24 protein-coding genes are annotated in these 20,972 nt (G+C 62.2%); 15 read left to right on the top strand and 9 right to left on the bottom strand.

Annotated features, from left to right (window positions below; all coding sequences use genetic code 11):
* Window positions 1-61 precede the first annotated feature (61 nt).
* Window positions 62-919, top strand: coding sequence for a protein-L-isoaspartate O-methyltransferase family protein (locus tag NKI54_RS26295; protein WP_352692682.1), 858 nt, complete (start codon window positions 62-64; stop codon window positions 917-919).
* A 231-nt stretch (window positions 920-1,150) separates the two neighbouring features.
* On the opposite strand, the gene NKI54_RS26290 is transcribed toward NKI54_RS26295, so the two are convergent.
* A complete protein-coding gene (locus NKI54_RS26290) occupies window positions 1,151-1,768 on the bottom strand; it encodes a glutathione S-transferase family protein (RefSeq protein WP_352692681.1) in 618 nt (205 codons plus the stop codon).
* Window positions 1,769-1,863: 95 nt separating this feature from the next.
* Complete coding sequence (locus NKI54_RS26285; RefSeq protein WP_352692680.1) at window positions 1,864-2,937, bottom strand: pyridoxal-phosphate dependent enzyme; 1,074 nt, start codon at window positions 2,935-2,937, stop codon at window positions 1,864-1,866.
* An 87-nt stretch (window positions 2,938-3,024) separates the two neighbouring features.
* On the opposite strand from NKI54_RS26285, the gene NKI54_RS26280 reads away from it, so the two are divergent.
* The 8 genes from NKI54_RS26280 (at window position 3,025) to NKI54_RS26245 (ending at window position 9,764) form a co-directional block, all read left to right on the top strand.
* On the top strand, window positions 3,025-3,507 hold the full coding sequence (locus NKI54_RS26280) for an Lrp/AsnC family transcriptional regulator (RefSeq protein ID WP_352692679.1): 483 nt from the start codon (window positions 3,025-3,027) through the stop codon (window positions 3,505-3,507).
* Window positions 3,508-3,776: 269 nt separating this feature from the next.
* Entirely contained in the window at window positions 3,777-4,439 is a 663-nt protein-coding gene (locus NKI54_RS26275) for a TetR/AcrR family transcriptional regulator (protein ID WP_352569923.1), read from the top strand.
* Between the two features lie 111 nt (window positions 4,440-4,550).
* Window positions 4,551-5,414, top strand: coding sequence for a TauD/TfdA dioxygenase family protein (locus tag NKI54_RS26270; protein WP_352569922.1), 864 nt, complete (start codon window positions 4,551-4,553; stop codon window positions 5,412-5,414).
* 24 nt (window positions 5,415-5,438) lie between these two features.
* Entirely contained in the window at window positions 5,439-6,386 is a 948-nt protein-coding gene (locus NKI54_RS26265; protein WP_352569921.1) for a carbohydrate ABC transporter permease, read from the top strand.
* The gene (locus tag NKI54_RS26260) at window positions 6,376-7,212 is read left to right on the top strand and encodes a carbohydrate ABC transporter permease (protein ID WP_352692677.1); all 837 of its coding nucleotides are present in this window, start codon (window positions 6,376-6,378) and stop codon (window positions 7,210-7,212) included. Before NKI54_RS26265 ends, NKI54_RS26260 begins: the two co-directional genes overlap by 11 nt.
* A gap of 323 nt (window positions 7,213-7,535) precedes the next feature.
* Complete coding sequence (locus NKI54_RS26255) at window positions 7,536-8,525, top strand: ABC transporter substrate-binding protein (RefSeq protein WP_352692676.1); 990 nt, start codon at window positions 7,536-7,538, stop codon at window positions 8,523-8,525.
* 395 nt (window positions 8,526-8,920) lie between these two features.
* A complete protein-coding gene (locus tag NKI54_RS26250) occupies window positions 8,921-9,574 on the top strand; it encodes an aromatic-ring hydroxylase C-terminal domain-containing protein (RefSeq protein ID WP_352570003.1) in 654 nt (217 codons plus the stop codon).
* Window positions 9,575-9,590: 16 nt separating this feature from the next.
* Complete coding sequence (locus tag NKI54_RS26245; RefSeq protein ID WP_352692675.1) at window positions 9,591-9,764, top strand: hypothetical protein; 174 nt, start codon at window positions 9,591-9,593, stop codon at window positions 9,762-9,764.
* Between the two features lie 43 nt (window positions 9,765-9,807).
* On the opposite strand, the gene NKI54_RS26240 is transcribed toward NKI54_RS26245, so the two are convergent.
* Window positions 9,808-10,320 (bottom strand): phosphatidylglycerophosphatase A family protein, encoded by a 513-nt coding sequence (locus NKI54_RS26240; RefSeq protein ID WP_352636382.1) that lies wholly within the window; start codon window positions 10,318-10,320, stop codon window positions 9,808-9,810.
* A gap of 235 nt (window positions 10,321-10,555) precedes the next feature.
* Here NKI54_RS26240 and NKI54_RS26235 point away from each other — a divergent pair, with 235 nt between their 5' ends.
* The 3 genes from NKI54_RS26235 to NKI54_RS26225 all read left to right on the top strand — a co-directional run bounded on the left by NKI54_RS26235 (window position 10,556) and on the right by NKI54_RS26225 (window position 12,164).
* Window positions 10,556-11,182: a CDP-alcohol phosphatidyltransferase family protein gene (locus NKI54_RS26235; RefSeq protein ID WP_352569917.1), complete on the top strand. Its 627-nt coding sequence runs from the start codon at window positions 10,556-10,558 to the stop codon at window positions 11,180-11,182.
* 68 nt (window positions 11,183-11,250) lie between these two features.
* A complete protein-coding gene (locus NKI54_RS26230; protein ID WP_352570002.1) occupies window positions 11,251-11,685 on the top strand; it encodes an antitoxin Xre-like helix-turn-helix domain-containing protein in 435 nt (144 codons plus the stop codon).
* Window positions 11,682-12,164: an RES family NAD+ phosphorylase gene (locus NKI54_RS26225; protein ID WP_352569916.1), complete on the top strand. Its 483-nt coding sequence runs from the start codon at window positions 11,682-11,684 to the stop codon at window positions 12,162-12,164. Before NKI54_RS26230 ends, NKI54_RS26225 begins: the two co-directional genes overlap by 4 nt.
* A gap of 51 nt (window positions 12,165-12,215) precedes the next feature.
* Here NKI54_RS26225 and NKI54_RS26220 read toward each other — a convergent pair whose 3' ends face one another.
* The 6 genes from NKI54_RS26220 to NKI54_RS26195 all read right to left on the bottom strand — a co-directional run bounded on the left by NKI54_RS26220 (window position 12,216) and on the right by NKI54_RS26195 (window position 17,615).
* Window positions 12,216-13,235, bottom strand: a complete 1,020-nt coding sequence (locus tag NKI54_RS26220; RefSeq protein WP_352569915.1) for an LLM class flavin-dependent oxidoreductase — start codon at window positions 13,233-13,235, stop codon at window positions 12,216-12,218.
* 161 nt (window positions 13,236-13,396) lie between these two features.
* Window positions 13,397-13,603 (bottom strand): hypothetical protein, encoded by a 207-nt coding sequence (locus NKI54_RS26215; protein WP_352569914.1) that lies wholly within the window; start codon window positions 13,601-13,603, stop codon window positions 13,397-13,399.
* An 18-nt stretch (window positions 13,604-13,621) separates the two neighbouring features.
* Window positions 13,622-14,764 (bottom strand): DegT/DnrJ/EryC1/StrS family aminotransferase, encoded by a 1,143-nt coding sequence (locus NKI54_RS26210; RefSeq protein ID WP_352569913.1) that lies wholly within the window; start codon window positions 14,762-14,764, stop codon window positions 13,622-13,624.
* A 252-nt stretch (window positions 14,765-15,016) separates the two neighbouring features.
* Window positions 15,017-15,940: a carbohydrate kinase family protein gene (locus NKI54_RS26205; protein ID WP_352569912.1), complete on the bottom strand. Its 924-nt coding sequence runs from the start codon at window positions 15,938-15,940 to the stop codon at window positions 15,017-15,019.
* Window positions 15,937-16,383, bottom strand: a complete 447-nt coding sequence (locus NKI54_RS26200; protein ID WP_352569911.1) for an RbsD/FucU family protein — start codon at window positions 16,381-16,383, stop codon at window positions 15,937-15,939. Before NKI54_RS26200 ends, NKI54_RS26205 begins: the two co-directional genes overlap by 4 nt.
* A gap of 2 nt (window positions 16,384-16,385) precedes the next feature.
* A complete protein-coding gene (locus NKI54_RS26195; RefSeq protein WP_352636383.1) occupies window positions 16,386-17,615 on the bottom strand; it encodes an ROK family transcriptional regulator in 1,230 nt (409 codons plus the stop codon).
* Window positions 17,616-17,844: 229 nt separating this feature from the next.
* Between NKI54_RS26195 and NKI54_RS26190 the strand changes: the two genes are divergently transcribed.
* The 3 genes from NKI54_RS26190 (at window position 17,845) to NKI54_RS26180 (ending at window position 20,817) form a co-directional block, all read left to right on the top strand.
* A complete protein-coding gene (locus NKI54_RS26190) occupies window positions 17,845-18,861 on the top strand; it encodes a sugar ABC transporter substrate-binding protein (protein WP_352449223.1) in 1,017 nt (338 codons plus the stop codon).
* 88 nt (window positions 18,862-18,949) lie between these two features.
* Window positions 18,950-20,032 (top strand): ABC transporter permease, encoded by a 1,083-nt coding sequence (locus NKI54_RS26185; protein WP_023679302.1) that lies wholly within the window; start codon window positions 18,950-18,952, stop codon window positions 20,030-20,032.
* Complete coding sequence (locus NKI54_RS26180; protein ID WP_023679303.1) at window positions 20,029-20,817, top strand: ATP-binding cassette domain-containing protein; 789 nt, start codon at window positions 20,029-20,031, stop codon at window positions 20,815-20,817. Before NKI54_RS26185 ends, NKI54_RS26180 begins: the two co-directional genes overlap by 4 nt.
* Window positions 20,818-20,972: the final 155 nt, after the last annotated feature.

The following is a 20,972-nucleotide window of genomic DNA, read 5'->3' as shown; positions in this document are numbered from 1 at the left end:
GCCGCCGTTCGGTTTTCTGAGAGCATGACTCGGGTACGCGCAATCCGGGAGCCGATATTCCATGCCGACCAGAACCGATGCTAGTGAAGCGCGCCGGTGGTTTGCCGAAGACCTGCGTGTCGCATCACCTGTCTTGCACAACCCTGCGGTCATCGAGGCCTTCGCAAAGGTTCCGCGCGAACAGTATCTTGGCGACGGGCCATGGCGTATCCATTCGAGATTGCAAATCGGGGCGGTCCATACCAGCCCTTCAGATGCACTTCATGAGATTTACCACGACGTTCTGGTCTTGCTTGACGAAAAACGCGGACTAAACAGCGGCTTGCCGTCGCTTTGGGCATTGGTTTTCGACCATGTGAACATCGCTCCCGGTCAGACTGTCCTTCAGGTCGGCGCCGGTGTCGGCTATTTCACCGCCATCCTCGCTGAACTGACGGGTTCTGAAGGACGCGTGATTGCATATGAGATCGACGAAGAACTAGCTCGGCGCGCGCAAGGCAATCTTGCTCATTATGCGCACGTCGAAGTGACGTCGGGTGATGCAACGCAGGCGGTTGATCTGCCAGACCTCGATGTCGTGATCGCCTTTGCCGGAGTGACGCACGTGCCGGAACGGTGGCTTTCAAATTTGTCCGACGCTGGCCGGATGGCATTGCCGTTCACGGGTGAAGACCGACGAGGTTTCATGATGCTTCTGGAAAGGGCTGGCGATACGTTTCCCGTACGATCACTTGTGCCATGCGGGTTTTACCCCTGCAGCGGAGCCAGGCGCAGTGACGAAGAAAAGGCCTTGAAGGCTGCCCTCAAGGCTGCGCGAGGCAAGGTCACCCGTCTCGCGCAATATCACCGAGGGCGACCAAAAAATGGCATCGAGAACGCTTGGTTGGTGACCGACACATACTGGATTTCGAAAGCCTAGAGATCGATATCGATCTTGCGTGTCACCGTCGTAGCGTGCGGCACGGCGTTCCACGAGCGATCTATGCCGTCGGGAGCAGTCCGAAACATCATTGCGTCCGAAATTTCCCCGATCCGCGCGCGCGGATCGCAGCCGCGGTCCTGGCCGGCTGCAGCGCAGGCTTTCTCTTGGCTTCGAGAATGCTTGGCTGATGACCGACACATACTGGATTCGAAAGCCTGGCGATCGATATCAATCTCGCGTGTCGCCGTCGTAGGGTGTGGCACGCATTGAAGGGCGTTCCACGAAGGATCTATACCATTGTGCCAGTCGTGGCCTTCCCTGCAGGAAGTCGGGCAGTCCGCGGAATTCCAGCCAGCTTAGAGAAGTGGCTAGCGCGATGTGGCCGACATGGAGCGGCGCGTCGAATTCGACCTCACGTTCCACGAAGTCATAGGATTCGATAAGCTTCATCGTCATGCCTGCGCCCAAGGCGGGATAACGCAGATGTTCAGGGCGGCGCTCGTTTTCCCAGCGAATGGAAATGCCTGCGCCGCACATGCCGCCGGCAAGCGCCTGGAGGCGCAGGGCGGACCATTTGGCCCGCCCTGTTTCGGGGATGAGCCGACGACTGCTTTCGAGATTGTCGAGATAGTCGCAGATTACGCCCGAATCGAAGATCGCATAGCCGTCGTCGAGAACGAGAACGGGCACCTTGCCAAGCGGATTGATCGCAAACACATCATCGTTGCGATTGATGGGGCTCGTCTCCTGATGAATGACGCGCAGACGTCCGGCAAGCCCCGCCTCGTGGGCAAAGACCAGAACCTTGCGCGCGTAGGGGGAGTGGGTCTGGTAGATGAGTTTCATGGACCCGTTCTGCGTTGGGTCTGGAATGCGGGCATATCGAGCAGTCCGTGGCCCAGCCGCTCTTCTGTTCAATGATCCCGGGTCCGGTGCCATCGTCATGCGTCCTTCTCCAGTTCGGCCTCGGTCACGATGATCAGCACCCGGCTTGATCCGTCGAGCGCAAGCTCCTGCGACAGGCCGGAAGCCGCGACGGCGGTGGCGAGGCCGGCGAGGCCGGCGGCACCCGACGGGGTTGTGCCTGGACCGTTTGCCTCACGAAGCCGGCTCTTCGCGTCGGCAAGCGCCGCTTCGGACACGGTTATGACCCGAGCGTTGCCTTGGCGGAGTACGTCGAGCGCCGATGCGGCTGCTTCGCCACAGGCGAGCATGTCTGCCGACGTCTTGAGATCGCCGGATATCCGAACTGACCGTGCTTGCGACAGCGCGGCCGCGACGCAGGCTGCGGCCTCTGGTTCTACCACGACGATCATCGCCGGAGGCATCAGCCAGTCCTTCAGCCCAGTCGTCAGGGCGGCGGCAAGTCCACCGACACCGGCCTGCACGAAAAGGTGGGTTGGCCTCAGATGGCCAATCTCGTCGACTTGGCGACGGATTTCCGCAGCAATCACGCCATAGCCAGCGACGACATCAGCGACCGCTGGATCATCCGGGTCGCTCGAGGTATCGGCCACCAGAATACCTTCTCCGGCGCGGGCTGCCGCAGAGGCCCGATCGACGGCATCGTCATAGGTGCCGTCGACCCACACGATTTCGGCGCCTTGGGACTCGATACGCCGCACCCGCGCCGCAGGAACGCCCGTGTGGAGGTATATCCTCGCCCTCCCGCCGGCAAACTTCGCCGCCGCGGCGACGGCAAGTCCGTGATTGCCGGCGCTGGCCGTGATTAGCGCCGGCAGCGGCGTCTGGGCCCGCTCTGGATCGAGCAGTTCATCGATATCCATCTCGGTAGTGCGAGCGAGAGCGCACAGACCGGCATACGTGCCGCCGAGGGACTTGAAGCTGCCCAGGGCACGGTGGCCCTCGTTCTTGGCAAGCACCTGGGTCACATCCAGGCTCGCAGCCAGATTTGGCAGGTCGAGCAGCGGTGTCGGTGCATAAAACGGCGACAGGCGCTGTAACAGCGCTGCAATGAGATCGGAGCCAAAGCCCGGCTGTGTGTCCGTGGTCATGAGGCGAAATTCTATTCCGGAAACGATGGCGCTTGGCGCCTATTGTCGTTGCCCAGCTGCCTGATTTCGTCATAGATGCCTGTCCAAATGACGAAAACCGCCGCCCTCGATCGCTTCGACCATGTGCTGCTGTCGCTGGTTCAGCGCGACAATCAGATCCCGGCGCGGCGTCTCGCCGAGCAGGTCGGGCTTTCCCAGAGCGCGGTCCTGCGCCGCCTGCGCCGGCTGCGGAAGGATGGCGTGATCGCGGCGGATATTGCCGTCGTTCTGCCGGCGGCCGTGGGCCTGCCGCTAACCATCCATGTGCTCGTTTCCCTGGAACGGGAGAGCGCTGTCGAGTTGGACGCCTTCATCGGCAAGCTCCGCGGGCGCTCGGAGGTTCGTCAGGCCTGGTATGTCACCGGTGAAGCCGATTTCGTACTCCTCCTGCAATTGCCGGGGATGGAGGCGTACGATGTCTTCGCGCGGGAAGTCTTCCACGCCAATTCGAACGTGAGGGCGTTCCGCACCATCGTGACAATGCGGGAAGTGGTCGGCGCAGCGGATGCGCAGCCGCTATTCACTGCCTGAGTTGCGGCGTGCCCCCGGCAAGCTGACTGCCCTGCTTGACCCGGAATTCTAGTCAAGGGCGCGAACCCGATTGAAGTTCGATACACGCATCCCGTATCTACTCACCCGCCGCACCGAGCTAATCGCTGCCGCCAAGATGCTTCGCGAATGTCTGCACCTGGCGCAAATTACTTCCACTCGTGCGTAGAAGAATATCCATGTATGAAACGGGGGGGCAGCTCGCTCCCGTATACTGATCGTCCAACGGCGGCATGAATTTCGGAAGGGATATGAGAGCCAACACTTCAGGATCTCCCGGCGATGAGGCGCACTCTACCCGCAGCAGAATCAAAGAGGTCGCGGCCGAGTTCTATGTCCTGCGCGGCCACGATGGTTTCAGCTTCGGCGATATAGCGACGGCAATCGGCACGACGCGCGCCAACATCCATCATCACTTCGGCAACAAGCGTCAGCTGATGGAGGAATTGATCGCGGACTTCGCCGCCAACGCCGAGGCCCGCATCAAGCGCTTCTGGACGACCCCCGATATCCGGTTCTTCGACCGTCTCGATATGCAGCTCGAGGATCTGCGCCGCTTCTATGAACGTTTCAACGCTGAGACGGGAGCCCGCAATATGTGGAGCCCGCTTTCGCGCCTTCGCCACGACCTCCCAGTTCTCGGCGAACCAGCCGAACATGCCCTGGAGCGTGTCAACCGGGTCTATGAACAGAGCCTACGCCATGCGGTGGACCAGGCTGTGAAGGATGGAGAACTTTCTCCCGACACGCTCAGGGACGAACTCGTGCACATGCTGCGCATTACCCTTCTGTCCTGTCCACCGATGACGCAGGACACCGGAAGCTTCGACGAGGTCGCTAGGACCTTCGCAGCACTGGCGGCGATCATCCGCGCAGCTTGGCAGGATGCGGGGAAGGGCTCGCGCCGAGGCTAGACATCCAGTGGATCAAAGCGAGGGCGAGTTGACAGATGTTAGCCTCCGGGTTACTTACTTACAGGTAAGTCAGCCCGTGGCGGCGACGAGGCGCGTACAAGGGAGGATCACGTGCTACGCGATGACGAATTCACCCGTTTCGAGGTCAGCCCCTTCACTGGAGCGCTCGGTGCAGAAATCCGCGGGATCGATCTGGCGGGCGCGAGCGAGGATGCTTTCGAAGACGTTCGCCGCGCGCTCTACCAGTATCATGCGCTCGCCGTGCGCGATCAGGAGCTTGACGCCGCTGGCGTCCACAAGGTCGCGCGCCGGTTCGGGCCATTTAGCGGCAATCCGGTGCACACGCCGATCGACGGCTTCGACGATATCGTGCGCTTCGTGCGCGAGCCGGACGACACGGGCAAGGTGATCGGCGAGGACTGGCACATGGACCTCGCCTGGCTACCAAAGCCGCCAGGCATTACGATCCTCTACGGTGAAGAGGTGCCGCCGGTCGGCGGCGACACATGCTTCTCAAGCCTCGAGAAGGCATATGACTCGCTTTCGCCGCGGCTGGTCGAAATCCTGCAAGGGCTGACGGGCGTCCATAGCGGCCGCGGGGTCTTCGCCATCAACGCGGCCCACAGTCGGCTGGGCGTCAAGGCCGATGTCGAGGCGATCGAGAATGCCGTCGTCGAGCACCCTGTGATCTGTCGGCACCCCGAGACTGGCCGGCGCTATGTCTTCGTCAGCAGCGTGATGACCAATTTTAAGGGGATGACGGAGGAAGAAAGCAAGCCGATGATCGACTTCCTGATGGCGCGGGCTGTCCGGCCCGAGTTCAACTGCAGGCTGCGTTGGGAACCGAAGACGCTCGGCATGTGGAACAATCCCCACGTCCTGCACACTGCCATCAACGATTATCCCGGATATCGCCGGGTGATGTACCGAACGACGGTGGAGGGCACCGTTCCACTTGCCGCCAGGGACGGCTGACGCGCAACCGCTCAGGGAGGAGCAATGGCATTTGGTTCCGAGGCGTCCGTCGGCCACAGAGGGGAAGGGGCGGCGGAAGCGGCTGGCGAGACCAAGAGGCGGCGCTTCGCGTTTTCGCCTGCCTATCTCTATGCGACGCCCGTGCACCTCCTGGTGCTTGGGATCATCGTGCTGCCCTCCATCTTCGTCCTGTGGCTGAGTTTCGAGGCCTCGTCATTCGGCCAATCGGCAAGCTTCGTTGGGCTCGATAACTATATCCGCGTCCTCACCGATCCATATTTTTGGGGTTCGATCTGGAACACGGTCCTCGTCGTCGCCGTCGCGGTTCATATCGAACTTCTGCTCGGTCTCGGCCTGGCTCTGCTTTTCGCCTCCGGGCTTCCCTTCCAGCGTGTCATGCTCGTCGTGGTGCTCGCTCCTTACGCTATCAGCGAGGTGACGGCGGTCGCAATGTGGCGCTTCCTGTTCGATCCAGACGTCGGGCCGATCACGCTGATGCTGCGATACACCGGGCTGCCGACGCTCGACTGGACGTTCATCCCTTCCCATGGCCTCATCCTCGTCGGCCTGCTGACAATCTGGCTGCACCTGCCATTCACATTCATCATTCTCTATGCGGCACGGCTCGCGGTTCCGAAGGAGCTCTACGAGGCTGGGCGCACCGACGGGGCCAACGCGTTCCAGCTCTTCCGCAACATCACGCTACCGCTTCTGGCGCCAGCGATCCTGATCGCGCTGCTCTTCCGCTACATCTTCGCCTTCCGCCTCTTTTCCGAGGTCTGGCTCCTGACCCAGGGCGGCCCGGCGCGCACGACCGAGGTCGTTTCCGTTTATCTCTATCAGGAAGGCTTCCGCTACAACTCGTTCGGCACGGCGGCCGCGACGGCGTGGATGATGGTCGTCATCTCGCTGCTGCTTGCGACTGGCTATGTATGGCGGCTGCGCAAGGAATCCGTGGCCAATGCGTTCTAAGCGTCTCGCCATCGGTGCCGGAAAGACGCTCGCTGTTGCGGCAATCGTCGTCTGGTCGCTGTTTCCGATCGGTTTCATCGTGCTCTCGTCGTTCAAACCCGGTCGCGAGATTTTCGCGGTTCCACCAGAGCTCTTCTTCGAACCGACCTTCGAGCACTACGCCTCGTTATGGCAGCGCTGGCCGGCCTTTTTCGACGGGCTCGTCAACAGCCTGATCATCACCACCGGGGCAACGGCGCTTGCCGTCATGGCAAGTTTGCTCGCTGGTTTCGCCTACTCGCGCTATCGAGGCGTCCGTTTCCTGGAGGGATCGGTGATGTTTCTGATCGGATCGCGGCTGATCCCGCCGATCGTCGTGACGCTGCCACTGTTCCCGATCGTCAATCGGCTCGGGCTCAACGACACCCATCTGGTGCTGATCCTGCTCTACGCGACCTTCTTCGTCTCGCTCGGCACGCTCCTGATGCGCACGTTCATTGACCAGGTGCCGCGCGAACTCGACGAGGCGGCTGTCCTCGACGGCGCGCGGCCGCTGACGATCCTTGTGAAGATCATCTTGCCGCTCGTAGCGCCCGGCATGCTCGCCGTCGCCGTCTTCGTCGTCGTCTTCGCGTGGAACGAGTTTCTGTTCGCCTATATCTTCACCGCCAACCACGCCAAGACTGCGCCTTTGGTCCTTTCTGAGATGATCAGCTCGATCGATGGCGTCGACTGGGGCGTGCTCTTTGCGGCCTCTACCGTCCAATTGCTGCCGGTTCTCGTCTTCGTGGTCCTGATGAACCGGTTTCTTGTCGCCGGGTTGACCGCCGGCGCGACCAAGGGGTGACGACGTCACCGAGAAAGGGAGGAAGACAATGCCTTTGCACATGACACGCAGAGCCCTGCTGACGACCGCGATGGCCGCCGGCGCGACGGGCGCATTTGGCCGGTTGGCCCATGCTCAGGTAAAGACGCTGAACGTGCTTTGCCATCGCGTCCACCAAACCAACCTGACGACCGGCGCCGCCGGCAATGTCATCAAGCCCTGGGAGGACAAGAACAACGCCCAGATCTCCTGGACGACGCTCGACAGCAATCCGCTCCAGGACCGGCTATTCCGGGAGGCGAGCCTGAGCGAGACCGATTTCAACGTCGGCTATCGACAACCGCATGACATCGCAGATCGCCTCGCTCTTCGAGCCGCTCGACGACCTCCGGAAAGCCGAGCCGATCGAGGATTTCGACGATATCGTCGAGGGCCTGCGCCAGTCGATGACCGTCGGCGGCAAGCTCGTCGGCATCCCGGTGCGCCATGCCACGCAGGGGCTTTTCTACAACGAGGAGCTGCTTCAGGAGGCCGGCATTTCGGCGCCACCGGACACGCTGGAGGAGCTGGTCGAGCAGGCGAAGAAGCTGACCTTCACCTCCAAGTCCAGTACGCCGGTCGTCGGCATGATCCTTGCGAGCGACCTCGCCGTCTTCCCGGTCATGTTCGCCCGCGCCTTTGGCGGCGATTTTATCGACAAGCAGTTCCGGGTGGTTCCCGATCCGGAGGCGATGGAAAAAGGCCTGTCCGTGCTCGCCGACCTCTTCAAGGCCGGGGCGCTCCCCCGCAGCTACGCCACGACGCGCAATGACGATATGGTGACTTGGATGCAGCAGGGACGCGCAGCCTTCGCGGTGCTGCCTTTCGCCCGCTACGCGCAGCTCAACAACAAGGAACAGTCGACCGCGCCGGGAAAGATCAAGGCGATCGAGTTCCCCGGCTCCAAGACCCTCGGCAGCGGTCAGGAAATGCACCCGGTCGTCGAATCCTGGGCTATGGCCATTCCCGCCAATTCGGCGGACAAGAAACTCTCCTGGAGCTATCTCCGCTTCGTAGCGAGCAAGGCGGCTACACTCGATATGGCGCGCAACGGCAATGGCCCCGTCCGCTCATCGACCTATGCCGAGCCGTCGTTCGCCGGGTCGCAGCCGCAGGCGAAGGTCGAGGCTGCCGCCCTTGCCAAGGCGAGACCAGCCTTCCCGGCTTTTCCCGAAGCCGCTCGCGCTCAGTCGACGTTTCTCGAGGAGGTTCAGCTCGCCGTCCTCGGTCGCAAGAACCCGAAGGAAGCGGTCGCCGCCATTGTCGACCGCGTCAAGCCGCTGATGCCAGCGTAATCGTATGGACCACGTCGCCAAGTCGCCTGGTACTTGCCAGGCGACCAACCGGCGAGGATCAGCACGGTCGTAAAGTGGTCGTCGGATGAGGCGATGTTCCATGGACCTGAATTCGATCGCGCGAGCTCAGGACTGCCTGGCAGTGCGCTGGCGCAGATAGCAGGTTCATCGCACCGCCGCCGATATCCCACTACGCGGCATAGGCAATGGCCGCTGACCGTCGGCGACTCCCCATGATCGAGGTAGATACCATGATGCCGCTTGTCGGCACGCATGGCCTACTGACTTTGTAGATGCTTTCGAGCGGCGCCGGGGACGCTTATCGCCTGCTACTCGATGTAGTGCACGGGCGCCGCCCCTCCGGGGGGACGTAATCAACCCTCGGACTTGCCAGCCTGTTTGCCTGGAAGCTTGCGATGGTAGCACGCGGGCATGCCGATCCCTCGTTGCTGGATAGCTATGACATGGAGCGCAGGCCGGTCATCGAGGCTACGTTGGCGCAAGCGCTCGCCCGCCTACAGAAATGGTTCGACGATCCGTCGAAGCGGTTGCCTCCTCCTGTTGCGATCGTCGAGGATTACGACGTGGTATTTGGCCAACGCTACACTGCAGGCATCGTGGCTCGGGAATCCACACCGGACGATCACCCGTTCCAAAAATCCGCCAAGCTGTCGGGTCGCCCTGGCACGCGTTTACCGCATTTCGCGGTCGGGCGCGCCGGCCGGCGGATTTCGAGTCTCGATTTGTGCGATCGCGATCTTCTTCTCCTCTGCGCTGACGAAGCATGGTGTCAGGCCGCTGACGCGATAAGCCAACGCCTCGGAATGCCGCTGACCTGCCACGCCTTGGGTGCCAATGACGATCTGATTGACTTGGACCATCGGTGGCCTTCCGCGCTCGGGGTTGAAAGCGGCGGTGCCGCCTTGGTCAGGCCGGACGGCTTTGTCGCGTGGCGGTCATCGCACGGTGTGCCTGATCCCGTACAGGTGCTGATCGAAACGCTTGACGGGTTTGGTTTCCGCACGCAGGCACACGAACACCATCGGTGAGCGGCGGCGAGTGCGGATGCCTCCTGCGTTCTGGCACGCCGATGTCGTCGCCGGGAATGCGGGCGATGCCAAGGGCGCAGACGGCCAGCGCACGAAGCCCGGCCGCTACGACTCCCTTGCCGATCCCATCGCCTGGAATGGCCGCGATCCTGTGGCTTCGCATCGGTCCGGTCTTCCCTTGTGGCGCTAAACTCCGATGAACCACCGTGGCCTTGGCAGACCGAATGTCGCCGTTACCGCAAATGGTCAATCAAACCGTTCAGCAGGAGCAGCAACGCCCCAGCGACGACAGCCGCGGCCGCGTCGTCCAGCATAATGCCGGCCCCACCCCTTACCTTGTCATGCATGATACGGATGGGCCAAGGCTTGACGACGTCGAAAAACCGGAAAGCAAGGAAGCCTGCTGCCCACCAGAGTGGGTCGATCGGAAGCATGGAAAGTGTCGCGGCGGCGCCGAAGGTCTCATCGATGACGACGATCTGCGGATCCTCCGCCCCGGTACGGGAGATAACATGCGATGACGCCCATACGCCAACGGCGAACAGGGCCGCATAGGCAAGCACGGTCAGCCAAGGCGATGCAGGTATCAGAGCTGCGGCAACAGCCACTCCAACTATTGCGCCGACCGTGCCCGGCCATATTGGAGATAATCCCGCGCCGACAGAGGTCGCGAGCAGGTAGGCGAACTTGGGTGGAAATTTATGCATCGAGTTTCGGCCGGCTTCCCACGGATCGCAAGCGATCATAGTCACATCGTTCGGGTGCTGCCGCCAGACTGCCGTTCGATTTGCTCCGTCAGCTTGGCGAGCGCCTTATTCCGCCGGCCGCATTCGCCAAAAAGAAATCGCTGTTGCGGCGAGTTGAGAATGTTGCTGAGCCCGGTCTCGGCCCGCTTTGACCAATTGGAACGGTAGCGACGGTGGAACAAACCCGCAAATTGCTGGTAAAGCTCGGTGAAACGACATCATCAGAGGAGCCGCCATGATCGCCGGTCTCATGAAAAGTCGCATCGACCCGCTATGGGAGCAGGCCGCCTCTCCGCTGATCGGGATCGGCATGACGCCGAACCAGGTTACGGCTAGCGGGCTCGTGCTCGTCGCTTTGTCGTCGGCCGCCTATGTCTATCACCATTCAAGTCTTGCCTTTGGCCTTTGCCTGGCGTTTGCCTTCACCTTCGATGCGCTGGACGGTGCGGTAGCCCGCCGGACAAATATGAGCACCAAGGCCGGTGGCTATTTCGATGCCGTCGTCGACCGTTATCAGGAATTGGCCGTCTTTGCGGCAATCGGCTGGGTCGCCGATCTGTGGGCGATCGCAATGTTCGCGTTCGCCGGCGGGATACTCACAAGTTACGCCAAGGCACGGACGGCGCTGGAAATTCCCGTAGAAAACCATGGTTGGCCGGATTTCTTCGAGCGGATGGAACGTCTGGTGTTCATTTGCGTGCTGCTCGCCGCGGACGGAGTCGCGACCGCCATGGGCGCGGCTTCGCCCTGGATTCTGGCGGGTGGGTTCGCGCTGTACGCAGTGCTGGCCAACGCCACAGCGCTACAACGGATCAGTCGTGCATTTGCGATGCTTAAACGAGCCGACGGCAACCAGCCGTGAGACCGCAAGAACGTTTGCATTCAGCCTCATGTGAGGCTATATACTGCTTCATATGAATGGAAGCAGAGATGTTAGCATTTGGAAATATAGCCGACGTGCTGGGGCTGTCGCCCAAGGAAACGGCTGCACGGTCGCCATTCGGGCTGATGGCTCGAATTGAAGGCGGATTGCCCATCGGCGCGCTCGAACGCGTCTCACAATTGCTGGCACCGGCCGATGCCCAATTCAAATACCGCCTCGTTCCAAAGGCAACCTATGAACGTCGCAAGAGGGGCGCTCTTCGACTGTCTTCGGAGGAGGGCATGCGGGTGGCACGGGTGGCTCGTGCATGGGACTTGGCCCTCGACGTCTGGAAGATCGAAGATGAGGCTCGTGACTTTCTATTTCGACCTCATCCCATGCTGGAAGACCGACGCCCGATCGAAATGGTCATCCGAAACGAGATCGGCGCCGAGCTGGTGATCGATATCCTTGCAGGCCTGAAATACGGCACTGCCGCTTGACGGCGCAGATACTCGATCGGACGCTGCCGTGCTTCAGGATCGGCGATCCTGCCGGCATCCATCCGTTCTTTGACGCGACGGGCTCGACGATCGCGCCCGGCCGCTGGAACACGCCTGGCAGCCCAGTGATTTACACCAGCGAGCACTATTCGACAGCGTTGCTGGAAAAGCTGGTGCACGGCAGCGGCAGACTGCCGCCCAACCAGCACTACGTCCAGATCATGGTTCCGCGCGGGCTAAGCTACGAGATATTTTCGCAGCCGTCGCTGCCGGGGTGGGATATGATGCCGGCAAAGGTGAGCAAGGAATTCGGCGAGACGTGGTATGTCGAGCGCCGCAGCGCGATCTTGATCGTGCCAAGCGTCGTGGCTCGCCTCGACAACAACGTGTTGATCAATCCGACCCATCCGGAGTTTGCCTTGATCACAGCCAGCCTGCATCAACCCGTATATTGGGACAGTCGCCTGTTCGGCTCCTGAGCAGGTCAGGAGGGGCAGGTTCCTGCCTGTGGCGTCGATTGTTCAAACTCGTCAGCGCCAGGCCAAGCCTGGGGCGACATGGGTCAGAATCGCCTCGATGACATGGGCGTTGTAGTCGACCCCGAGCTGGTTGGGGACGGTAAGCAGCAGCGTATCGGCCTCGGCGATGGCTTCGTCGCCCTTTAGCTGCTCGATGAGGATGTCCGGCTCGGCGGCATAGGAGCGGCCGAAGACGGCGCGCCTGTCTGCCTCGATGTAACCGAACTGATCTCCGCTCTCATTGCCGCCGAAATAGGCGCGGTCGCGATCGTCGACCAAGGCAAAAATGCTCCGGCTGACCGACACCCGCGGCTCGCGCGTGTGTCCGGCCGTCTTCCAGGCCTCACGAAAAGCCCGGATCTGTTCGGCCTGCTGGATGTGAAACGGCTTTCCGCCTTCATCGAATTTGAGCGTGGAGCTTTGCAGGTTCATCCCCAGCTTCGCCGCCCATTCCGCCGTGGCGTTGGTGGCGGCGCCCCACCAGATGCGGTCGCGCAGGCCCTCCGAGTGTGGTTCAACGCGAAGCAGGCCGGGCGGGTTGGGAAACATCGGCCGCGGATTGGGCTGCGCAAAGCCTTTGCCCAGCAACACTTCGAGCAGCACTTCGGTGTGTCTGCGTGCCATGTCGGCATCGCTCTCGCCCTCTTGCGGGGCATAGCCGAAGTAGCGCCATCCCTCGATTACCTGCTCCGGCGAGCCGCGGCTGATGCCCAGCTGCAGACGCCCTCCGGCGATTAGGTCGGCGGCGCCGGCGTCCTCGGCCATGTAGAGCGGGTTCTCATAGCGCATGTCGATCACCGCCGTGCCGATCTCGATTCGGCTGGTCTTCGCCCCAACCGCTGCCAGCAGCGGAAAGGGCGAGGCGAGCTGACGGGCGAAATGATGCACGCGGAAATACGCGCCGTCCGCACCCAGCTCCTCGGCCGCGACGGCCAGCTCGACGGACTGCAAAAGCGCGTCGGATGCCGTCCGCGTCTGCGATTGCGGCGAGGGCGTCCAGTGCCCGAACGAGAGGAAACCAATCTTCTTCATGAGAACCAGCCTAAAGGGGAGCCAGGTGCAGACTATGCTGCGGCGCGCAGCAAAGCATCGCAAAATCGGTGCCGATGATCGCCTGCCTTGACGCGCAAAGCTTGAATCGGCGGTTGTTGATCAACGATGCCGACCGTGCCGAGCTGCCGTCGGACGCGAGTCTAGGAAGGTGCCGCGAACGCGAGCAATATCGCGATGAGGATCAACAGCGGTCCCATCCATTTGAAGTGAACCCCAAAGTTGGTCCACCATGCTTGCTGCTGGCCCGGGCGAGCTTGGAACGGGTCCGCGAGAAATCCGAAGCCGACGCCAGCCATCCACAACCCGGCGCAGAACATGATGAACTCGTCGATGTACTCCGCGACCACGCTTCGAAACTTTCGAATTTATGCCGCCGCTACATGCGCCGAATTCGAGCCGATATAGTTACGGATCGTTTCGATGATCCGGTCCTGGTCAGCCTCGCTCAGATAGGGATGCATCGGCAGGCACAGGATGCGCTTCGGCAACTCTTCCGAAACGGCAAGGCCGGTCGGCGTGCGCGGATAATCGCGATAGGCAATCTGGCTGTGCAGCGGTTTCACATAGTAGATAACCGACGGAATGCCCTTTTCACCGAGATGTGCCTTGAGCCCGTCGCGTTTCGGCGTTTCGATGGCGTATTGCGCCCAGGCCGAGCGGCCGCCGCCCAGATTGCGCGCCGCCTTGACGATATCGCCGAGACCTTCGGCATAGCGATTGGCGACCGCTTGCCGCGCCACCATCTCGTCCTCGAGGATGGCCAGCTTCTCGATCAGGATCGCCGCCTGCAGCGTGTCGAGCCGCGAGTTGATGCCGACGCGGACATTGTCGTATTGCGTTTCGCCCTTGCCGTGGAAGGCGAACGAGCGCAACTGTTCGGCCAGCGCATCGTCATTGGTGAACATCGCACCGCCGTCGCCATAGCAGCCGAGCGGTTTTGCCGGATAGAAGCTGGTCGAGCCGACGGTGCCGAACGAGCCGCACATCTTGCCGTCAGCCGAGCCGCCGGTCGCCTGCGCCGCATCCTCGATGACCATCAGGCCTTCGCGGTTGGCGATGGCCATGATCGCCTCGTAATCGGCGGCGAGGCCGAACAGGTCGACGGGAATGATTGCCTTCGGCCTCAGCCGGCCTTCCGCCTTGATCATGGCAATCGCCGCCTCGAGGCTGGCGACGTCGATGTTGTAGCTGTCGGCATCGACGTCGACGAACACCGGTTCGGCCTTGGTCAGCGCCACCACTTCGGCCGTGGCGGCGAAGGTGAAGCTCGGCACGAACACCGCGTCGCCCTGGCCGATGCCGGCGGCAAACAGCGGCAGCAGCAGCGCATCGGTGCCGTTGGCGCAAGCGACCACATGCTTGGTGCCGATATAGGCGGCGAGCTTGTTTTCGAATTCGGTGACCTGAGGTCCGAGAATATAGCGGCCTTCGTCGACGACCCGGTCGATTGCCGCTTTCAGCCTGTCGCGGATGCGTTCGCGCTGCGCGCCAAGATCGATGAACTGCATGTCGGCCTCAAACGGTTTAGCCAGGTAACCGGCCGCTGGTAGCAGACTTGGCACGGCCGAGAAAGCCGCAGGGCAAAACCCTGAATTGCTCAAGTGTCGCAGCCTGTTACCTCTGGTTTCCGATCTGCCCTCTTAAACGCGAGGAAATCCGGGCTTCGGCATGCTTGATGTGGCCTTTGTATCCCGCCCCACTGGCTGGGCGAAACATAAAGTGATCGCCGGCAAGCGGTCCGCGAGGCTGTTGCCAGCCGGTCAGGCGATTTCATGCCGCCATGGCGGGTTGGCGCCGGCCCGCGATACCGTCACCGCCGCGGCTTTGGCGCCGAGCGTCAGCGCCTTGTGGATGGCTTCTTCCGGCAAGCTGGCGATTGCCGTCTTCGAGAGCAGACCCTGCTCGTGCAAGGAGGCAAGAATGCCGGCATTGAATGTGTCGCCGGCGCCGACCGTATCGACCACCTCGACCTTGTCCGGCACGACGGTGACCCGGTGCTGGCTGCTGTAACCGACCGCGCCCTCGCTACCATGGGTGACGACGATCAGCTTCGGACCGCGCTCCAGCCAGTTCCGGACGACGTCCTCATGCGAGCCGGCTTCGCCGAACCAGTTCAGATCCTCGTCCGACAGTTTCACGATGTCGGCCATCGCCATCATGTTGCGGATGCGCCTGAGGTGCTTGGCCTTGTCCGGAATGAAGTTTGGCCGGATGTTGGGGTCGAGCATCATCACGCGGCGCTCATGCTCGCGTCGCATGAACTCTTCATAGGCCGACCCGGCTGGCTCCGAGATCAGGCTGATGGCGCCGAACAGCATGGCCTCGATCTCGCTGCCGAGTTCCGGCAGGTCCTCGATGGTCAGCATGCGTCCGGCGGTGTTCTCGTCATAGAATGTATAGGTCGCCTGGCCGTTGGTGAGCCGCACGAAGGCGAGCGTGGTCGGACGCGGCGAGGTGTGCGCATAGGTGGAACTGACCTTGCTGGCCTCCAGCGCCTCTCTGAACTGGCCCCCGAACAGATCCGACGACAGGCCGGAGAAAAAGGCAGCGGGCCCGCCGAGCCGGCCAAGCGCAATTGCCGAGTTGAAGACGGCACCGCCGACATAGGGCGCAAAGGCCGGCTCGCCCTCCGTCGTGGTGCGCGGCAGCATGTCGATCAGGGCTTCGCCGCAGCAGAGAATCATGAAGTCTTGCTTTCCGGCGGATAGATCACGCCCTTGCGAATGATGATGTTGGCATAGAGCCGCGGCTCGCTTGTCGCGACGATCGCGTGCGCGGCCTTGACCCGTGCATAGAAGTCGGCGCCGGCAAGCGCAACCACCTTGCGGCCCGGCGCACGTCTGGCGCAGATCGCTTCCATCTCATGGTGAACCGGATCGGCGAGCAGGGGATCGCCTTTGGCCGAGGCGCGAAACAGCGCCTGCGGCACGGCGTCGTCGACAGGCAATACGCTCAATACCGCATCGAGCACCGGGACGAGATGATGACCGTCGGCGCGGATCAGCCGCTGTGCCTGCTGTTCGGCCGGGTAGTTGCCGTCGACCAGCGCGATCTCGTCGCCATGGCCCATGGCGCGCAACATCGCCAGAAGCTCCGGGCCGAGCAGCGCCGGGATACCGATCAGCATGCTCAGAAGCTCCGGGAAATCGTGGTCGAGCCGATGAGGAAGCGCTCCGACAGCGGCAGGCTGGCGCCACCCAGCGCCCGCGCATGGATGCCGACCGTTCCCTCGCGAACGGCCGGCAGCCTCAGGCCTTCGCCGTCGATCCTGCCGATCGCCTGGATGACGGCATCGACAAGCCGCCTGCGCACGCCGAGCGGCATCCATCCGTCGATCACCGCGGCTTCGAAATCGATGACGGACGACGCCGCAACGATGGCATAGGCGAGCGCCTGCGAGGCGCTGGCGATCCAGTCGTCAAGCTCGGCACCGATCTCGCCCCAGTCCCCCGGTGAGGTCCACAGATGCGAGGCCTCGACGCCGCGTGCGTTGAGCGCCTTCTCCAGCATGGCGATCGACGCCACGTCAATCAACTGCGTCGGCTTGCCGTCAGGCCCGGGCACCGGCATTGAGCCCAGCGCGCCGGCATTGCCGGTTGGGCCGCCAAACAGCCGGCCGTTCAGCACGATGCCGCCGCCGGCAAAGGCGCCGATGTAGAAATAGACGAAATCGCGCGCCGCGCCCGCCGCGTGGCCGAACACGAGCTCGGCGCCGCAGGCCGAGGTGGCATCGTTCTGCAGATAGACTGGAAATTCGCATTGCGCCTGGATGTCGGCGCGGATGTCGCGATGGCGCCATTCGTCCATGATTTCACGCGGCGCGCCGGCGGTATCGGCCCAGTTCCACAATTCGAACGGCATGGCGATGCCAAGCCCGGCGATGCGTTTGTCCTGCGCAGGGGTGAGTTCGCCGCGCATCTTCTTCATGCCGCTCGTGACGAATTCCACCGTCTCGCGCGGCGCCGGATAGCGGTACGAATGCTGCAGCATCGAGCGCACATTGCCGAGGAAATCGATCAGCACCAGCTCGGCGCTGCGGCGGCCGATCTTCAGGCCGATGAAATAGGCGCCGTCGGGATTGAGCGCCATGGGTATCGAGGGCTGGCCGATCTTGCCGCGCAACGGCGCCTGGCGGACGAGCAGGTCGTCCTCCTCCAGCTCGCGCATGATGACGGACACTGTCTGCGCCGAAAGGCCCGTCATGCGCGCAATATCGGATTTGGCCAGGCTGCCGTGCTGACGCACCAGCGACAGCACCAGCCGCTCATTGTGGTCCCGCATGCCGCTTTGATTGGTGCCGCGGTGCAGACGGCTTTCGGCCGCATCGGGCGAACCGTGCCTCGTAACGCCGGTCTCCACCCCTGTTCCTCCCGTCGTTTCCCCTCAATGCTTTTGGTCTAGAGTGGGTGAACAATCCTGCGATGTCAATAATAAATAAGAGTGATTTAATTATTGACAGTGCTGGCGGACTGGTGTCTCTTGAGATCGGCGTCGACACTGGGAGATTTCGTCGGACGCGCTGCAGGTGCCGGTTGGCCGGCATCCTAAATGGTTCCATGGGAGGAAAATCGTGACCACGTCAAAACTGTTGAAATCCACCGTGTTTGCCGCGGCCGGACTGAGCCTGATGGCCTTTGCGTCAACGGCATCGGCCGCCGGGGTCGGCGCCTGCTTGATCACCAAGACCGACACCAATCCCTTCTTCGTCAAGATGAAGGAAGGTGCCGCCGCGAAAGCCAAGGAAATTGGTGTCGATCTGAAGGCCTACGCCGGCAAGGCGGAAGGTGACAATGAGGGCCAGGTTGCGGCGATCGAATCCTGCATCGCCGACGGCGCCAAGGGCATTTTGATCACCGCCACCGACACTGCGGCCATCGTGCCGGCGGTGAAGAAAGCGCGTGATGCAGGGGTGCTGGTGATCGCTCTGGACACCCAGCTCGAGCCTGCCGACGCCGCGGATGCGACGTTTGCGACCGACAATTTCAAGGCCGGCGAGCTTATCGGCTCCTGGGCAAAGGCCACCTTGGGCGACAAGGCCAAGGACGCGCACATCGCCTACATGGATCTTATCGCCAGCCAGCCCTCTGTCGACGTGCAGCGTGATCAAGGCTTCATGAAGGGCTTCGGCATCGACCTCGGCGACCCCAACAAGATCGGCGACGAAACCGACGCACGCAATGTCTGTCACGATCTGTCGAGCGGCAATGAGGATGGCGGGCACACTGCCATGGAGAATTGCCTGCAGAAGGATCCGGATATCAACGTCGTCTACACCATCAACGAACCTGCGGCCGCGGGCGCCTACCAGGCGCTGAAGGCCGTCGGCAAGGAGAAGGACGTCCTGATTGTCTCGGTCGATGGCGGCTGCCCGGGTGTCAAGAACGTTGCCGAGGGCGTGATCGGCGCCACTTCACAGCAATATCCACTGCTCATGGCCTCGCTCGGCATCGAGGCGATTAAGACCTTTGCCGACAGCGGCAAGAAGCCTGAGCCGTCGCCCGGTCTGAACTTCTACAACACCGGCGTGACGCTGATCACCGACAAGCCTGCCGCCGGCATCGAATCCATCGACACGAAGCAAGGCCTCAGCAAGTGCTGGGGTTGATTTGATCCCCTGATCGGCTCAACTTCAAAAGAACAATAGAGAATGTGGAGCGGTTTCGGCCGCTCCACATCACAGGCGGGAGGTCGACTTGAGCGTCGAAACAACCAGGAGCAAGGGACCGCAGGAATTCGAGACGGTCCTGGCCACTAGCGACACCAGCGTCGCTTCATTCGAGACGCATTCCCGCTCGACGCTGGAGAGCATCCAACACCGCTTGCACAAAAGCCCTGCCATGGTGCCGCTGATCATCCTGATCATCTCGGTGGCTCTGTTCGCAGTCGTCGTCGGCGGACGCTTCTTTTCTCCTTTCACCCTCACCCTGATCCTCCAGCAGGTGGCGATAACCGGCATGGTCGGCATCGCGCAGACACTGGTGGTGCTCACCGCCGGCATCGACCTGTCCGTCGGCGCCATCATGGTGCTGAGCTCGGTCGTCATGGGCCAGTTTGCCATGCACTACGGTGTCCCAGCGCCGGTGGCCGTTGCCGTCGGGCTGCTTGTCGGCGCGATTTGCGGCTTGATCAACGGCATTCTCATCGCCTGGGTGAAACTGCCGCCCTTCATCGTGACGCTCGGCACCTGGTCGATCTACGCTGCCATCAACTTCATCTATTCCGGTAACGAGACCATCCGCAGCCAGGATCTCGAGACGACGGCGCCGCTGCTGCAGTTTTTCGGCGGATCGTTCAGGATCGGGGGCGCCGTCTTCACCTATGGCGTGCTGTTGGTGCTGATCATGGCGGCAATTGCCTGGTACGTGCTCAATCACACCGCGTGGGGCCGGCATGTCTATGCGGTGGGCGACGACCCGGAGGCCGCGGAACTGTCGGGTGTGCGCGTCAGCCGGATGCTGGTCGCGGTCTACACGCTGACTGGTATCATTTGCGCCATCGCCGGCTGGGCCCTGATCGGACGCATCGGATCGGTCTCGCCGCAGGCCGGGCAGTTCGAGAACATCAATTCGATTACCGCCGTGGTGATCGGCGGCACTTCGCTGTTCGGCGGCCGCGGCTCCATCCTCGGGACCATCTTCGGTGCGCTGATCGTCGGCGTGTTCGCGCTCGGCCTCAGGCTTTGGGGGACAGACCCGCAATGGACGCAATTGTCCGTCGGAGCCCTTATCATCATCGCTGTTGGTATCGACCAGTGGATCAGGAAGATCTCGGCATGAACCAAACTCACGAACCGATCCTTACCGCGCGCAGCCTGGTCAAGCGCTACGGCCGCGTCACCGCTCTCGACAGCGCAGACTTCGACCTCTATCCGGGGGAAATCCTTGCTGTCATTGGCGACAACGGCGCCGGCAAGTCATCGCTTATCAAAGCCATTTCCGGAGCGGTCACCCCGGACGAAGGTGAGATACGGCTTGAAGGCAAGCCCATTGCCTTCAAATCGCCGATGGAGGCCCGCGAGGCCGGCATCGAGACCGTCTACCAGAACCTGGCGCTGTCGCCGGCGCTGTCGATCGCCGACAACATGTTCCTCGGCCGGGAGATCCGCAAGCCGGGGTTCCTCGGTGAATGGCTGCGCATGCTCGACCGTCCGGCGATGGAAAAGCGTGCCCGCGACAAGCTCACGGAGCTTGGCCTGATGACGATCCAGAACATCAGCCAGGCGGTGGAAACGCTTTCGGGTGGCCAGCGCCAAGGCGTGGCGGTGGCGCGTGCCGCCGCCTTCGGCTCGAAGATGGTCATCATGGATGAGCCGACGGCCGCGCTCGGCGTCAAGGAGAGCCGCCGCGTGCTCGAACTGATCCTCGACGTCAAACGGCGTGGCCTGCCGATCGTGCTGATTTCACACAATATGCCGCATGTTTTCGAGGTGGCGGACCGCATCCACATTCACCGGCTCGGCCGTCGCCTCTGCGTCATCGATCCGAAGCAGTATACGATGTCCGACGCGGTCGCCTTCATGACCGGCGCCAAGGTGCCGCCGGAAGCGGCGCTGGCGGCCTGAGCAAGAACTTGAGGCCCGTCGCGGAGGGCGCCCAACGCGGTGTTTCACGGCCAAATTGCCGCAGGGCAACCCGGCTTGCGATCACCCGAATCGATTGAACATCCGGTGGGATGCACTAGCATTGGCAGAGATGGTGAAAGCCGCATGATCCTGGC

It is taken from the genome of Mesorhizobium sp. M0663, from assembly GCF_040320585.1.
GTDB lineage: Bacteria > Pseudomonadota > Alphaproteobacteria > Rhizobiales > Rhizobiaceae > Mesorhizobium.
This window is presented reverse-complemented; position numbering and strand designations above follow the sequence as displayed.

Excerpts from the sequence above, each read along its gene's own strand:
- NKI54_RS26240 (WP_352636382.1), bottom strand. The coding sequence starts at position 10,320 with ATGATCGCTTGCGATCCGTGGGAAGCCGGCCGAAACTCGATGCATAAA.
- NKI54_RS26295 (WP_352692682.1), top strand. The coding sequence starts at position 62 with ATGCCGACCAGAACCGATGCTAGTGAAGCGCGCCGGTGGTTTGCCGAA.
- NKI54_RS26180 (WP_023679303.1), top strand. The coding sequence starts at position 20,029 with ATGAACCAAACTCACGAACCGATCCTTACCGCGCGCAGCCTGGTCAAG.
- NKI54_RS26220 (WP_352569915.1), bottom strand. The coding sequence starts at position 13,235 with ATGAAGAAGATTGGTTTCCTCTCGTTCGGGCACTGGACGCCCTCGCCG.
- NKI54_RS26265 (WP_352569921.1), top strand. The coding sequence starts at position 5,439 with ATGGCATTTGGTTCCGAGGCGTCCGTCGGCCACAGAGGGGAAGGGGCG.
- NKI54_RS26200 (WP_352569911.1), bottom strand. The coding sequence starts at position 16,383 with ATGCTGATCGGTATCCCGGCGCTGCTCGGCCCGGAGCTTCTGGCGATG.
- NKI54_RS26255 (WP_352692676.1), top strand. The coding sequence starts at position 7,536 with ATGACATCGCAGATCGCCTCGCTCTTCGAGCCGCTCGACGACCTCCGG.
- NKI54_RS26245 (WP_352692675.1), top strand. The coding sequence starts at position 9,591 with ATGCCTCCTGCGTTCTGGCACGCCGATGTCGTCGCCGGGAATGCGGGC.
- NKI54_RS26260 (WP_352692677.1), top strand. The coding sequence starts at position 6,376 with ATGCGTTCTAAGCGTCTCGCCATCGGTGCCGGAAAGACGCTCGCTGTT.
- NKI54_RS26275 (WP_352569923.1), top strand. The coding sequence starts at position 3,777 with ATGAGAGCCAACACTTCAGGATCTCCCGGCGATGAGGCGCACTCTACC.
- NKI54_RS26280 (WP_352692679.1), top strand. The coding sequence starts at position 3,025 with ATGACGAAAACCGCCGCCCTCGATCGCTTCGACCATGTGCTGCTGTCG.
- NKI54_RS26235 (WP_352569917.1), top strand. The coding sequence starts at position 10,556 with ATGATCGCCGGTCTCATGAAAAGTCGCATCGACCCGCTATGGGAGCAG.
- NKI54_RS26285 (WP_352692680.1), bottom strand. The coding sequence starts at position 2,937 with ATGACCACGGACACACAGCCGGGCTTTGGCTCCGATCTCATTGCAGCG.
- NKI54_RS26210 (WP_352569913.1), bottom strand. The coding sequence starts at position 14,764 with ATGCAGTTCATCGATCTTGGCGCGCAGCGCGAACGCATCCGCGACAGG.
- NKI54_RS26205 (WP_352569912.1), bottom strand. The coding sequence starts at position 15,940 with ATGATTCTCTGCTGCGGCGAAGCCCTGATCGACATGCTGCCGCGCACC.
- NKI54_RS26230 (WP_352570002.1), top strand. The coding sequence starts at position 11,251 with ATGTTAGCATTTGGAAATATAGCCGACGTGCTGGGGCTGTCGCCCAAG.
- NKI54_RS26290 (WP_352692681.1), bottom strand. The coding sequence starts at position 1,768 with ATGAAACTCATCTACCAGACCCACTCCCCCTACGCGCGCAAGGTTCTG.